A 13,344-nucleotide genomic window follows, 5' to 3' on the forward strand; every position below is an offset into this window, starting at 1 on the left:
TGGCTGTCGTTTCGTCCATCCGATAGAATGTTGCGTACATGGGTCTTACGAGAAACAAACACTCTCAAACAAGGCCACTACCGGGAAAACATTGCGGGAAGGGAGCTGGCATGACTACTTCGCTTGACATCGCTGCATGGCTTGTGTCTCACCATGGCAACGACGCTTCCCTTTCGAATCTGTCGTTGAACAAACTGTGTTATTTCGCGCAGGTCACCGCCCTTAGCACAGACGGCAAAACGCTGTTCGACGACGATATCCAGGCATGGGAATACGGCCCAGTGTGCCCTGCCGTCTACCACGCTTATAAGCATTACGGCAGACTGCCCGTACGCGCACCCGAATCGCACGTCCCAACGCTCAGCGAGTGCGAGAACCACATCATGGAAAAAACATGGGAAAAATATGGCTGGCTCTCCCCGTTCGACTTAGTTCGGCTCTCTCATCGGAAAGGCTGTGCATGGTCGAAGACGTATAAAGCTGGCGAGAACGCAACCATCAGCCCGCAGCTCATCCTCGACTCGGACGATGTCAAGGGCTTTGATGCCAGCGCGACGTTCGCCCATGCTGTCATTGAGACCAAGGCGCGATATTCCAACACACTGCGACTGTTGGAGGATTCGTGAACTCCGCTGCGATTTTGATGCAAGACGAGGAGATTACTGCACTCGCCGACTCTCTCATCGAAATCCACACCTCTGTCGTTAGCACGCGGGGGCTCTCACTGGGCGATTCCATGTCACAAGAGAAAATGAACATGATCTCTGGTCGACTGGAATCGGCCATCCGCGCTGCATTCGACAAGCACTTCGGGGAACCACCGTCGGCACTCTTCCCTGACGTGTTTTCACAAATTGCACATTTCTCCTTGCTTCTTGCAAAAGATCACATATTTGCCGATGGCAATAAGCGCACCACTATGATTGCCTGCTTCTCTTTGCTAAAGGAATGCAACATCACCATTGATGCGCTGGATTCACCATCATCACAAGAGAATGAGGTATACAGACAGATTCAGCGACTCGTAGCAGATGAATCGTCTGAAACGGAATTTGCCGAATTCCTGCGATCCCATGCACGGTAGGTGGGAACTCTCCTCATCTGGTTGAGAACCCACCGCATGTGCATTCCATCTGGAATTAGTACAACAAAAAAGTCTCCGATGCGGGGCGTGGAGTCGTACAACGACTCGTAAGCTCCGACTTCGGCGACTCCGAAGGAATCTGCACGTGATGATCAGGCCGGCAGTCAGTCCTGGGCGATGATCGTCCCGGCCTTGGGGCCGGCGTCAAGCAGGTCGATGCGCGTGATGGTCATCACCGGCACCACGGCGGGATGCTTGAGGCCGTTGGCATCGGCGAAGGCGATGGCCTCATCGTAGAACTCGCCGGAATCGACGAGCTCCACGGGCCCGTGGAAGCGGTAGCCGTGCTTGTTGTCCTTGGTGGCGACGGCGACGACCATCTTGCCGTTGTCGCGCAGGTTGTGCAGATGCTGGCGCGCCGTGCGCTCGTAGTAGAACAGGTGCGAATCATCCTTGACCTGCATGGAAATCTTCGGGCCGATGTCCGGGTAGCCGTTCTCATCGACCGTCGCGATGTAGCACAGGTTGTTGGAGATCATGTCTTTCATGTCCTGGGTCATAGCAACCATGTGGCGCCTCCTTACGTTGTGGCTGTGGTTTCAGTCTAATCCGAGGAACCCGCGTGGGCCCAGCATTCCGCGGGCGTTTCGCCCCAAACGTGACCAATGTCACAGGGCGTGGGAAGCTCGAGAAAAATCGTACAAACGGTTACTCGCCTGCAGGCACCGCCGTCGCAACCATGTACCGCATCAGGTCGGAGCGGCTGATCACGCCGATCACCTGCCTGCCGTCCTCACCGCCCGTCACCGGGAGCTTCTTGATGCGGTTACCGGCAAGCATCTCGCATACGCGGCGAATCGGGGCATGCCCATCCACGGTGACCACACGATGCGTGCAGATCTCCATCACATTGGTCTGGCGCAGACCGGCGACGCGATGCATGAACTTGTCGCCCTGCACCCACAGCGCATAGACATACGACATCGACGCCTTGTCATCGGTGTCGCCGACCAACGTGCGCATGATGTCGCCGTCGGTCACGAATCCGACGGCGTGCTGATGCTCGTCGAGCACCGGGATGCCGGTCGTGCCATTGCGCACCATAACCACGAGCGCATCGTACGCGCTGTCGGCGGCAGTGACAGAATACACGTCGCGCTTCATCGCATCGGCAAGCGACGGCTCGTCGGCCTGCTCCAGCCCTGCTTCAGGCGACTTCGAATCACCTGCGCCAGCAGTCGCAGCAGCCTTCGCCTTCGCCTCCACCCGTGCGAGCGCAACAGCGGCGATGAAGCCAAGCACATCAACCGCAAAGGCAACACGGCATGCAATATCGAAGCCGGCGGCGGTGCCAGCCGCAGCAGACTCGCCGGAAGCCTCATGGGCGGCGGACACCGCGGACAGGATTCCCACGAATACAGACGAACCCACGCAGCCGGCGATTTGGAATGTCGTGGACACGATCGTCACGCCGTGCGGATACATGCGCCGGTCGAGGCTGGACAGCGCATAGGACTGCGCAGGTCCCATCACGCATGCGCAACCAGCGATCGCAGGCGCATACAGCAGCACGATCCTCAGGCTGGTCGTCACGCCGCCGGTGAACGACAGCGCCAGCACGAAACATGCGATAACCGCCATGCCGATGCTCACCAGCCAGCCCACGCCAAAGCGATCGAACACCTTGCCTGCAACCGGCGACAGCACGCACGACACGAGGCAGGCAGGAAGCAGCGTGAGCGCAGCCTGCAGCGGGGTGAAGCCCAAAGCGCTTTCCATGAACAGCGGCAGCAGAATGTTCATCGAAAAGACCGTCATCAGCGCGGCGATCACCAGCAGCACACCGAGCACGAATGCACGGTTGCCGAACGGTTCCAGATTCAGGAACGGCTCGGGGATTCGGCGCTGGCGCAGCACAAACGCGACAAGCGCCACCACGCCAACCACCAGCGTGACGATGGCGACCACGATCTGGCCGGAGAACACCGTGGACACGCCATACAGCAAGCCGATCAGGCCGATGGCTGCGAGCGTCACGGAAAGGGCGTCCATATGCGGATGCGTCAGCTGCGCGATGTCACCAACCCACAGAATCGAACACACCAAGCAGATCACGGACAAGGCAGCAAGCGCAAAGAACAGCGTGTGCCACGTGCCATGGGCGAGCAGCAGGCCTGCGACGATCGGACCGAATGCAGGCCCGAACGTGGTCATGGCGCCGATGATGCCCATGTATGTGCCGATCTTGTTTTTGGGCGCAACGGCAAGCGTCAGGTTCATGCCGACCGGCACGATCATACCGGTGCCGAGCGCCTGCACCACTCGCGCCACCACCAGAATCGCGAAATTCGGCGCGAAACCGCCGATGATGCTGCCAACAACCAGCAAGACAAGCGACAGCGCCATCAGGCGTGACGTGCGAATCTTCCTATAGAGAAATCCTGCGACCGGCACCATGACTGCGGCGGCGAGCATATACGCCGTCGACACCCATTGCACCGTGCCGGCGTTGATCGACAGGTCCTGCATAATGGGGGCAAGCGCCACGTTGAGGAATGTCTCGTTGAATGTGGCGAGGAATGTGGCGAATCCCGCCACGAAGAGAACACGGCCGGGTCTGATGGTCCGGGTCGACATCGCCTGTTGTCCTTTCATCGCAATCGTTCTACCGCCCCGAGGAATTCCACGCGCGATCCGCCATGGGAATCGTTCCGAATTCCAGAGCCTGGCGCATGCTCAGACAGCCGAGGCCCGGATCGGACGGAGCGATCCGTTGATTTTCCTCGACGAGCCTGATACGCAATATCGGATGCGCAGAATGCATCGAATGTGCATCGGCGAAAACGCGCCGATGCAGCGATGAAAGGCAAAATCTACAAAAATAGCCGCGGTGTCGTTTGACACGCGCGGTTCAACATAACGAAAAATCCAAAATCTCGTAAGTCGACGGCGTGTCGCAGACAGACCACTCGCAGACAGACCACGAAGACGGAGCACAATAGAGCCATGGCAACAGATACTGCGCATTCCGCAGCGCACAGCACCCTCGTACCCGCAACGCATGCCGCGTCACGGCGCCTCACGCATGTCACCCACGAAGCCTTCGGCCCCCTGTGGTCGCCGGACTCGCGCGTGCTGATGCTCGGCTCCATCCCCAGCCCCGCCTCGCGCGAATTCGGCTTCTACTACATGCATCCGCGCAACCGCTTCTGGCCCGTCCTGGCCGCCATCTTCGACGAGCCGACGCCGCAGGGCATCGACGCGCGCCGCGATTTCGCGCTGCGCCACCGCATCGCGCTCTTCGACTCGCTTGTGGAATGCGATATCGACGGCGCATCGGACGCATCGATCCGCAACCCCGTGCCCGCCGACCTCAGGCCGATCCTGCACGGCTCGCACATCGGCCATATCTTTTGCACGGGCGCCACAAGCGCCCGGTATTTCACACGATTGTGCCGGCCGATGCTGGACGACGCCGGCATCAACATGCCCATGACCCGCCTGCCCAGCACCAGCCCCGCGAACGCGGCGTGGAACCTGCCGCGCCTGGCACAGGCCTATCTCCCCGTGCGCGACGCGGCGGAATCGGAAGCATAGGCGCCGCCCTGCGCACAGGCCGCGCCCAGCCGCACAGCCGCGCGCCGTACCACACCCCGCCAGCGCCACGCAGCGCCGCACAGACGCGCGCCGTCAGTACGCCTTCATCGCGAGGTCGACGGTGAGGATGATGCCGGCGATGACGGCGGCCCAGCGCATGATGCGCGCGGGAACCCTGCGGGTGATGGGCGGCGCGATGTAGCTGCCGAGGAAGCATCCCACGCACATGGCGATGGCGGCGGGCCACACCACCACGCCGCGGCAGATGAAGATGACGGACGCCGAGATATTCGCGCCGAATCCCACAAGCGTCTTCAGGGCGTTGATCTGGTGGAACGAGCCGATATGCCCCAGGTCGAGCATGGCGAGCACCAGCGTGCCGGCGCCCGCGCCGAAATAGCCGCTGTACACACCGCAGAACGAGACGGCGATCCACAGCCACCACGGGTCCTTCGACATGGGCTGAATCTGCTGCTTCGCCTGTGCGCGGGAGGTGCCGGAGGATGCCGCATGCTCGGACGCCGTGCGTTCGAGAACGTCACGCGCCGCCTGCCGCGCCTCCATGCGTCCGCGCGGATTGATGGCGATGAGCAATGTGCTCATGAGGATCAGCGGCGGTACGGCGTGCTCGAAAATCGTGGGGTCGAAGCCGAGCAGCAGCAGGGCGCCGAGTATTCCGCCGACGATTCCGATGCCCACGTACACGATGACGCGGGCGCGCTGTCCCTTGAGCTCGGTGCGCGCGCCGAGTGCCCCGCCCAGGCCCGTGCCGACGACGCCGACGGTGTTCGTGGCGTTCGCAAGAACCGGCGGGATTCCGAAGGCGAGAAGGGCCGGGTACGAGACGAGGGACGATGCTCCCACCGCGTATCCCACGAATCCCGCGCCGATGCCGGCGAGCAGAATCAGAAGCAGGGACCCGATCGTGAAACCGCCAACCATGCCCGCCAAGCTCCTTTCCGCCGCGCGGATCCGTCGCATGCGCCGCGCGGGGTGCGCGACGCCCGCCGGCGCGGCAATCGGTCAGGAGACATCGTATGGTGCCTTGCGCCGGCGCGCCTTGCCGCGGCCGCATACCGGGAGCCCTCCCGCACCGCCTCGCGCACGCCGCCCCGCCACGCGCGCACCGCCATGTAGACCGCATAGAGGATAATGGAGGCGACTATGTCAGTTCTTGTCCGAGAACTTCCCCGAGAAATTTCCACAAGAGAACGGAACGATAGTGGCTGAATTCATCTACTCTCTGATCAAGGCCCGCAAGGCTTATGGCGATCGCGTCATTCTCGACGACGTGACGCTGAGCTTCCTGCCGGGCGCGAAGATCGGTGTGGTGGGCCCGAACGGCATGGGCAAGTCCACGCTGCTGCGCATCATGGCGGGCCTCGACACCGTGTCGAACGGCGAGGCGTATCTCACGCCGGGCTACACCGTCGGCATCCTCCAGCAGGACCCGCCGCTCGACGAGACCAAGACGGTCGGCGAGAACATCAAGGAGGCGTTCGGAGACCTGTACAAGAAGGTCGAGCGCTTCAACCAGATCGGCGAGGAGATGGCGAACCCCGATGCCGATTTCGACGCCCTCATGGAGGAGATGGGCAAGCTCCAGACCGAGATCGACGCCGCGAACGGCTGGGATCTCGATTCGCAGATCGAGCAGGCCATGGACGCCCTGCAGTGCCCCGACCCCGACACCTCGGTGACGGTGTGCTCCGGCGGCGAGCGCCGCCGCGTGGCGCTGTGCAAGCTCCTGCTCGAGGCCCCCGACCTGCTGCTGCTCGACGAGCCCACGAACCATCTTGACGCCGAGTCCATCCTGTGGCTCGAGCAGTTCCTGCATAACTACAAGGGCGCCGTGGTGGCCGTCACCCACGACCGCTACTTCATGGACAACGTGGCCGAGTGGATCTGCGAGGTCGACCGCGGCCACCTCTACCCGTACAAGGGCAACTACTCCACGTACCTGGAGACGAAGGCCAAGCGTATGGAGATCCAGGGTGCGAAGGACGCCAAGCTCGCCAAGCGCCTGAAGAACGAGCTCGACTGGGTCCGCTCCTCGCCGAAGGCCCGCCAGGCCAAGAACAAGGCGCGTCTGGAGCGCTACGACCAGATGGAAGAGGAGGCGCGTAACTCCAAGAAGCTCGACTTCTCCGAGATCCAGATCCCGCCGGGGCCGCGTCTGGGCTCCGTGGTGCTGGAGGCCGAACATATCCACAAGGAGTTCGGCGACCGCGTGCTTATCGACGACCTGAGCTTCACGTTGCCGCGCAACGGCATCGTGGGCGTCATCGGCCCCAACGGCGTGGGCAAGTCCACGCTGTTCAAGATGATCGTGGGCCAGGAGCAGCCGACGAGCGGCACGTTCAAGGTCGGCGAGACCGTGAAGATCTCGTACGTCGACCAGAACCGCGCGGGCCTCGACCCGAACAAGAACCTGTGGGAGGCCGTCTCCGGCGGGCTCGACTTCATCGAGGTCGGCGGCGTGGAGGTGCCGACGCGCGCCTACGTGGCGAGCTTCGGCTTCAAGGGCTCCGACCAGCAGAAGCTCGTGGGCGTGCTCTCGGGCGGTGAGCGCAACCGACTGAACCTCGCGCTCACGCTCAAGCAGGGCGGCAACCTGCTGCTGCTCGACGAGCCGACGAACGACCTCGACGTCGAGACGCTGGAAAGCCTTGAGAACGCGCTTCTCGAGTTCCCCGGCTGCGCCGTGGTGATCTCCCACGACCGCTGGTTCCTCGACCGCATCGCCACGCATATCCTTGCGTGGGAGGGCAATGACGACGACCCGGCGAACTGGTACTGGTTCGAGGGCAACTTCCAGGCCTACGAGGAGAACAAGGTCGCGCGTCTGGGCGAGGAGGCGGCGCGTCCGCATCGCCTGCACCGCAAGCTCACGCGCGGCTGAGCTGCGTTGAGCCGCGGCTGAGCCGCAACTCAGCCTGCGTCCGTCCGTAAGCCGTACCGCTGTTTCGATTTTCTTAACAGTGGTACGGCTTTCAGATAATAATCCACGATTTTCGAGTCAAAATCGTCGAAAAATGTACGCAACGGACCGACTCCCCAACCAATCTGCACCCCGCCCGCCCAACAGTGCCCCTCACTGGCACGCCAGCGACCAGCGAGACCGACCGTTGCGGAAAAAGCCCAGCATTCCCAACAACGAACCGCCCAACAGTGCCCCTCACTGGCACACCAGCAACCACTGAGACCGACCGTTGCGGAAAAAGCCCAGCATTCCCAACACTCCCCCGCCCAACAGTGCCNCTCACTGGCACACCAGCGACCAGCGAGACCGACCGTTAGCGGGTAGATCGTTGAAAATACGTGCGCCATTCCCCAACAGTGCCCCTCACTGGCACAGCGGCGACCACTGAGACCGACCGTTGCGGAAAAAGCCCAGCATTCCCAACAACGAACCGCCCAACAGTGCCCCTCACTGGCACACCAGCGACCAGCGAGACCGACCGTTGCGGAAAAAGCCCAGCATTCCCAACAACGAACCGCCCAACAGTGCCCCTCACTGGCACACCAGCGACCAGCAACGCCCACCGTTATCAAAAAGGCCCGGCGCCAGGCCGGGTCTTTTCATGCGCGCATTACCGCATTACCGCATGCGCGTGTACTAGCGCGCGATGACGACGCGCGCGTCCACATCCTCGGCCGGCTTGGGATCGGGCTGCGCCTCGATGGAGCCAAACGGCATCTGCGCGAGCAGCACATAGGTGTCGGGCAGGTCGAAAAGTTCCTTGACCGTGTCATCGATCACCGGATTGTAATGCTGCAGGTTCGCGCCGATGCCCATCGCACGCAGCGTGGTCCACACGGAGAACTGGAGCATGCCGTTGGACTGCAGCGCCCACACGGGGAAGTTGCTCGCATACGCGGGCACGTTCTCCTGCATCGTGGAGATCACGGCGTTGTCATAGAAATACAGCACGGTGCCGTGCGCGGCCTTGAAGCCGTCGATCTTCTCACGCGCCACCTTGCCGCCGAAGGCATCGTAGATGGCATCCCACAGCGCGTCCTGCTTCTCGCCGAGCGCCACCACGACGCGCTGGCTCTTCATGTTGAAGGCGTCGGGCACGAGCTCGGTGACGCGGCGGATGGCGGCGGTCACCTCGTCGTCGCTCACGGGGATGTCCTTGCCCAGCGCGTAGATCGAGCGCCTGTCGGCGAGTCCGGAATAGATGGCGTCCATGTGGGTCTCCTTGTTTGGAATTGTGGTCGAGGTTGAGGTTGTGGCTGGCATTGATGCCGCGGAATCCACGATTTTCCCGCCGACGATGCCCGGTCGGCGATGTTCCCAGAGGCCAACCGGCCGCCGGGACACGCCAGGAAGAGCATCATCACGCAGCGGCATCATCGTGGAGAATTCTCTTACCTGCAAGATACATGACGCCGCATGTTCGACACGTCGCATTCGCCTCCGGGCATATGTGACCTGCGCCACATCTGCACACACCGCCCCCCCAGACCCGCGCAAGAGCATATCGAACGCCATCGAGCCAGCCGTTTCCCCCACCGCGAACGCCGACGCGGCTTTCATCAATCGTTCAGGATACCAGGCCTACCATGGGAATACCCGCGCGGAACGAACCGCGCATAGCGCCGGAAGGGAGAACAAACCTATGTGCACAGCGCTTGAACTGACAACCAAGGACCACTACTTCGGACGGAACCTCGACCTCGAACTGTCTTACGGGGAGCGCGTCGTCGTGACGCCGCGCAACTTCCCCATCACCTACCGCGAGATGCCCACGCAGTCCTCGCACTACGCCATCATCGGCATGGCTACAGTGGCCGACGGCTACCCGCTGTACTACGACGGCACGAACGAGAAGGGCCTGAGCATGGCCGGCCTCAACTTCCCGGGCAACGCCGTGTACTTCCCGCACGCCGAGGGCAAGGACAACGTCACGCCTTTCGAATTCGTGCCGTGGATCCTGGGCCAGTGCGCCACCGTGGCCGAGGCGCGCACGCTTCTCGACCGCATCAACCTGGTCGACATCAACTTCTCCGAGCAGCTGCCGCTGTCGCCGCTGCACTGGATGATCTCCGACGCCACGGAAACCATCGTGGTGGAAAGCATGGCCGACGGCCTGCACGTGCATGACAACCCGGTGGGCGTCATGACCAACAATCCGCCGTTCGACTACCAGCTGTGGAACCTCAACAACTACATGAGCCTGACCAAGGAGCAGCCCGAGACGCGCTTCGCCGACGGCTTCGAGGCCGACCGCTACTCGCGCGGCATGGGCAGCATCGGCCTGCCCGGCGGCCTGGATTCCGCGAGCCGCTTCGTCAAGGTGGCGTTCACGCGCATGAACTCCGTGTGCGCCGACGACGAGATGAGCTCCGTGGCGCAGTTCTTCCACATCCTGGGCTCCGTGTACCAGCAGACCGGCCTGTGCAAGCTCGGCGAGAACAGCTACGAATACACCATCTACACCTCCTGCGTGAACACGACGAAGGGCATCTACTACTACCGCACCTACGGCAACAGCCAGATCAACGCCATCGACATGCATCACGAGGACCTCGACGGCTCCGCGCTCAGCGAATTCCCGCTCGCGGACAAGGAAAACATCAACTGGCAGAACTAAGCGGTTCTTGGCGCAGGCGCGGCGAAGGAAACACGATTCCCCCGCCGCGCACGGGAACCGCCGGGCCGGCGCCCGACCGATGGTCGGCGCCGGCCCTTTCATATGGCACACGCACCGCCGCCTCGCATACCCGCGCCCTCCCACCGTGGGCCGAACAGCGGCGGCCGGTGCCGCACGCGCCGCCGCTAGAATCGTCGTGTACCCGGAAAAGGAGAGAGACCACATGACCGACGCATCCGCATCCGCATCTTCCGCCCCCGAACCCACCTCCCCCACCTCGGCCTCCCCCGTCGTCCTCGGACAGGCCGAGGGCGAATCCCCAGTCGACAGCATCGTCAAGGTGCTCCGCCTCGACACCCCCGTCACTTCGCGTGACCACACGTATATCACCGGCCGCAGCATCTCCTTCCCCACCAAGCGCGTGTACGGCGGGCAGATCATCGCGCAGTCGGTGATGGCCGCGTCGAAAACCGTCGACCCGGACCGCCTGCCCAATTCCGTGCACGGATATTTCATCACGGCCGGCGACATCAACCAGGACGTGCTTTTCGACGTCGAGAACCTGCGCGACGGCCGCTCGTTCTCCTCGCGCCGCGTGAACGTGACGCAGCGCGACGGCGCCATCCTCACCGTCATCGCGAGCTTCCAGAAGCAGGGGCAGACCGGCGTGAGCTTCGCCGACCCCATGCCCGCCGACGTGCCCGCGCCCGACACTCTCGCCAGCGCGCGCGACCTCATGGCGCCCTACGCCGACACATCGTCTTTCGCCGATTACTACGTGCACCAGTCGCCTTTCGACATCCGCCACGTCGGCGGCACCGTGATGCTCACGGCCGATGCCGCGTCGGCGCACGAGGATTCGGGCCGGCAGCTCGTGTGGATGCGCGCGAGCGGGCGCGTGGACGCCCCGCAGGTGATGCACCGCGCGCTGCTGGCGCTCGGCTGCGACCAGATCATGATGGAGCCCGTCATCCGCCGCGCCGGGCTGAGCTTCATCACGCCCGGCATGAGCTACGCCTCGATCGACCACTCGATGTGGTGGTACGAGGACATCGACATCAATGACTGGCATCTGTATGTGCAGGACACGCCGGTGGCGGCGCACGGCCGGGGCCTGGCGACGGCGAAGGTCTACTCCACCGACGGCACGCTGGTGGCGGCCATGGCGCAGGAGGCGATGGTCCGCGTTCCGGCGGGCGTGCTGGAGAAGGATACGGCCGCACAGTGACGGCGGCGCAGACGCGCGGTGATGGCGGCCCGGCGCGAAACACGATTCCCGTGGCGTTTGACCGGCGTGAAAATCGTATGGAAACGGCGGCCCGGTTTCCGAACCGCCGTCGTTTCCACGATTTCCGCGCCCTGCGACTCCTAGGGCCTGCGGCTCAGGATTCCCGCGACTCAGGATTCCTGCGGCTTGCGCGGGGCGAGCACATTCGCCAGATGCGCCGCGGGCATCTGGGAATGCGGCGCCAGATAGCGCGGATCGTCGGGATCGGCCGACGGATCGGGCGACACCCACACGTCCACGGGCGTGTCGGCGCTTATAACGTCCTGCGCCTTGGCCTGCTCGCGCAGCCAGTCGGCGAAGGATGCATCGTTGTGGAAAACGAGCATATTCGAATCGTCCACCAGCGCGGCGATTTCCGCGTACGTCGGATAATCGGCGTTGCCGTCGCGGGCGATGCGCATTCTTTCGATCGACTCGAGCACCGCGGCGTCGGGCTGCTGCGTGCCCTCCGACAGTGCGGAAAACACCTGGTCGAGGCCGCGGCGGGCGTAGAAAGCGTCCTTGCGCGCGTTCGAGCGCGAGTAGAAGCGGCTCACAAACCACGCCTCCGGGTCGACGCCGTGGTTGCGCAGCGGCTGGTTCTTCTTCCAGTTATGCGTGCGGCGCACGTCGAGGATCGGCTCGGCGTCGGGCTCGTGCACGCCGGCGTAGGCGTGCGCCGTGATCTTCGACCACAGGTCACGACCGTCCTTGAAACGCCGCGCGTTTCCGGAGCCATCGGCCGATGCGCGCTGCGCCCGCTGCGCCAGCGAACGCAGGGACACCGAGTTCGCGTCCGCCGCGCGCGCCGCGTCCTCGTCGCTGGCGTCGTCGCGCGGCTCGTTGCCGTCGAGGATGTCGACGACGTCCAGGAACACGTTCGGACGGTCGTTGATGTACCGGTCCGAGCCCAAGGGGTACTGTTCCAGCGGCGGGTAGACGTGCGACACACGCGGCTCGGCATCCTCGCCGGGCGTCAGAAGCACGATGTCCCCGCCGTTGGGAATCATCTTCAGTTCAAATCTTGACATGCCCCCATTGTGTCACATCATCTTGTGAATGGCATAGCCGTGTGTGCAGGCAGACGATGGCGCGGGTGCGCGATGCGAGCGGTCGGGCGCAGGCGGTGGGCGGGCGATGCGGCGCTCTTCTCGATAACACTGGTACGACTTTCGAACCAAAATCCACGATTCTGGGGCCAAAATCGTCCGAAAATGTCCGCAAAGCCGTACCACTGTTCCGGAACCGACAACACTGGTACGGCTTCCGGACCGACTCCCCGACCAATCCGCACCCGCACCGCCCGACAGTGCCTCTCACTGGCACGCCATCGACCAGCGAGACCCACCGTCGCAGAAAAAGACCAGCATTCCCAACAACAAACCACCCAACAGTACCCCTCACTGGCACGCCAGCGACCAGTGAGACCGACTGTGCTTGGGAAGATCGTTGCGATTGCTTGTTCCGTTCGCCAACAGTGGCCTTCACTGGCAGTCCATCGACCAGTGAGACCGACTGTGCTTGGGAAGATCGTTGCGATTGCTTGTTCCGTTCGCCAACAGTGGCCTTCACTGGCACTGCGCCAACCAGTGAGAGCCACTGTTAGGGAGAAGATCTAGCGTTTCCAACGATGGAATCATCAACGGTGCCCCTCACTGGCACACCATCGACCAGCGAGACCCACCGTTGACGGGAGGCGGAGTCACGGACGCGAGGCACGCGCGGTCGGGCGCAGGCGGGCGCCCTCCTCAATAACAGTGTGATGGCTTACGGACATAATCGGGCGTTTTCGGGCG

At 63.1% G+C, this 13,344-nt stretch carries 11 protein-coding genes; 6 read left to right on the top strand and 5 right to left on the bottom strand.

The genetic code is table 11. The features are described from left to right. Window positions 1–110 precede the first annotated feature (110 nt). Entirely contained in the window at window positions 111–626 is a 516-nt protein-coding gene (locus tag PSRA_RS08765; protein WP_158216385.1) for a Panacea domain-containing protein, read from the top strand. Next, window positions 623–1,084, top strand: a complete 462-nt coding sequence (locus PSRA_RS08770; protein ID WP_094661514.1) for a Fic family protein — start codon at window positions 623–625, stop codon at window positions 1,082–1,084. Before PSRA_RS08765 ends, PSRA_RS08770 begins: the two co-directional genes overlap by 4 nt. Before the next feature lie 164 nt (window positions 1,085–1,248). Here PSRA_RS08770 and PSRA_RS08775 read toward each other — a convergent pair whose 3' ends face one another. After that, a complete protein-coding gene (locus tag PSRA_RS08775) occupies window positions 1,249–1,653 on the bottom strand; it encodes a pyridoxamine 5'-phosphate oxidase family protein (protein ID WP_094661515.1) in 405 nt (134 codons plus the stop codon). A gap of 139 nt (window positions 1,654–1,792) precedes the next feature. Continuing rightward, complete coding sequence (locus tag PSRA_RS08780) at window positions 1,793–3,739, bottom strand: DHA2 family efflux MFS transporter permease subunit (protein ID WP_094661516.1); 1,947 nt, start codon at window positions 3,737–3,739, stop codon at window positions 1,793–1,795. A 351-nt stretch (window positions 3,740–4,090) separates the two neighbouring features. Between PSRA_RS08780 and PSRA_RS08785 the strand changes: the two genes are divergently transcribed. Next, entirely contained in the window at window positions 4,091–4,681 is a 591-nt protein-coding gene (locus PSRA_RS08785; RefSeq protein WP_094661517.1) for a DNA-deoxyinosine glycosylase, read from the top strand. Window positions 4,682–4,774: 93 nt separating this feature from the next. On the opposite strand, the gene PSRA_RS08790 is transcribed toward PSRA_RS08785, so the two are convergent. After that, window positions 4,775–5,623, bottom strand: a complete 849-nt coding sequence (locus PSRA_RS08790; RefSeq protein WP_094661518.1) for a sulfite exporter TauE/SafE family protein — start codon at window positions 5,621–5,623, stop codon at window positions 4,775–4,777. A 280-nt stretch (window positions 5,624–5,903) separates the two neighbouring features. On the opposite strand from PSRA_RS08790, the gene ettA reads away from it, so the two are divergent. After that, a complete protein-coding gene (ettA, locus tag PSRA_RS08795) occupies window positions 5,904–7,583 on the top strand; it encodes an energy-dependent translational throttle protein EttA (RefSeq protein WP_094661519.1) in 1,680 nt (559 codons plus the stop codon). Window positions 7,584–8,300: 717 nt separating this feature from the next. Here the strand turns inward: ettA and PSRA_RS08800 are convergent. Beyond that, window positions 8,301–8,876: a nitroreductase family protein gene (locus tag PSRA_RS08800; protein WP_094661520.1), complete on the bottom strand. Its 576-nt coding sequence runs from the start codon at window positions 8,874–8,876 to the stop codon at window positions 8,301–8,303. Window positions 8,877–9,306: 430 nt separating this feature from the next. Between PSRA_RS08800 and bsh the strand changes: the two genes are divergently transcribed. Beyond that, window positions 9,307–10,281: a choloylglycine hydrolase gene (bsh, locus tag PSRA_RS08805; protein ID WP_094661521.1), complete on the top strand. Its 975-nt coding sequence runs from the start codon at window positions 9,307–9,309 to the stop codon at window positions 10,279–10,281. A gap of 223 nt (window positions 10,282–10,504) precedes the next feature. Then, on the top strand, window positions 10,505–11,509 hold the full coding sequence (locus tag PSRA_RS08810) for an acyl-CoA thioesterase (protein WP_094661522.1): 1,005 nt from the start codon (window positions 10,505–10,507) through the stop codon (window positions 11,507–11,509). A 170-nt stretch (window positions 11,510–11,679) separates the two neighbouring features. Here PSRA_RS08810 and PSRA_RS08815 read toward each other — a convergent pair whose 3' ends face one another. Next, window positions 11,680–12,579, bottom strand: a complete 900-nt coding sequence (locus tag PSRA_RS08815) for a hypothetical protein (RefSeq protein ID WP_143516460.1) — start codon at window positions 12,577–12,579, stop codon at window positions 11,680–11,682. Window positions 12,580–13,344 lie beyond the last annotated feature (765 nt).

It is taken from the genome of Pseudoscardovia radai, from assembly GCF_002259605.1.
Taxonomy (GTDB): domain Bacteria; phylum Actinomycetota; class Actinomycetes; order Actinomycetales; family Bifidobacteriaceae; genus Pseudoscardovia; species Pseudoscardovia radai.

Excerpts from the sequence above, each read along its gene's own strand:
- PSRA_RS08780 (WP_094661516.1), bottom strand. The coding sequence starts at position 3,739 with ATGAAAGGACAACAGGCGATGTCGACCCGGACCATCAGACCCGGCCGT.
- PSRA_RS08775 (WP_094661515.1), bottom strand. The coding sequence starts at position 1,653 with ATGGTTGCTATGACCCAGGACATGAAAGACATGATCTCCAACAACCTG.
- PSRA_RS08810 (WP_094661522.1), top strand. The coding sequence starts at position 10,505 with ATGACCGACGCATCCGCATCCGCATCTTCCGCCCCCGAACCCACCTCC.
- PSRA_RS08785 (WP_094661517.1), top strand. The coding sequence starts at position 4,091 with ATGGCAACAGATACTGCGCATTCCGCAGCGCACAGCACCCTCGTACCC.
- PSRA_RS08765 (WP_158216385.1), top strand. The coding sequence starts at position 111 with ATGACTACTTCGCTTGACATCGCTGCATGGCTTGTGTCTCACCATGGC.
- PSRA_RS08800 (WP_094661520.1), bottom strand. The coding sequence starts at position 8,876 with ATGGACGCCATCTATTCCGGACTCGCCGACAGGCGCTCGATCTACGCG.
- PSRA_RS08815 (WP_143516460.1), bottom strand. The coding sequence starts at position 12,579 with ATGTCAAGATTTGAACTGAAGATGATTCCCAACGGCGGGGACATCGTG.
- bsh (WP_094661521.1), top strand. The coding sequence starts at position 9,307 with ATGTGCACAGCGCTTGAACTGACAACCAAGGACCACTACTTCGGACGG.
- PSRA_RS08790 (WP_094661518.1), bottom strand. The coding sequence starts at position 5,623 with ATGGTTGGCGGTTTCACGATCGGGTCCCTGCTTCTGATTCTGCTCGCC.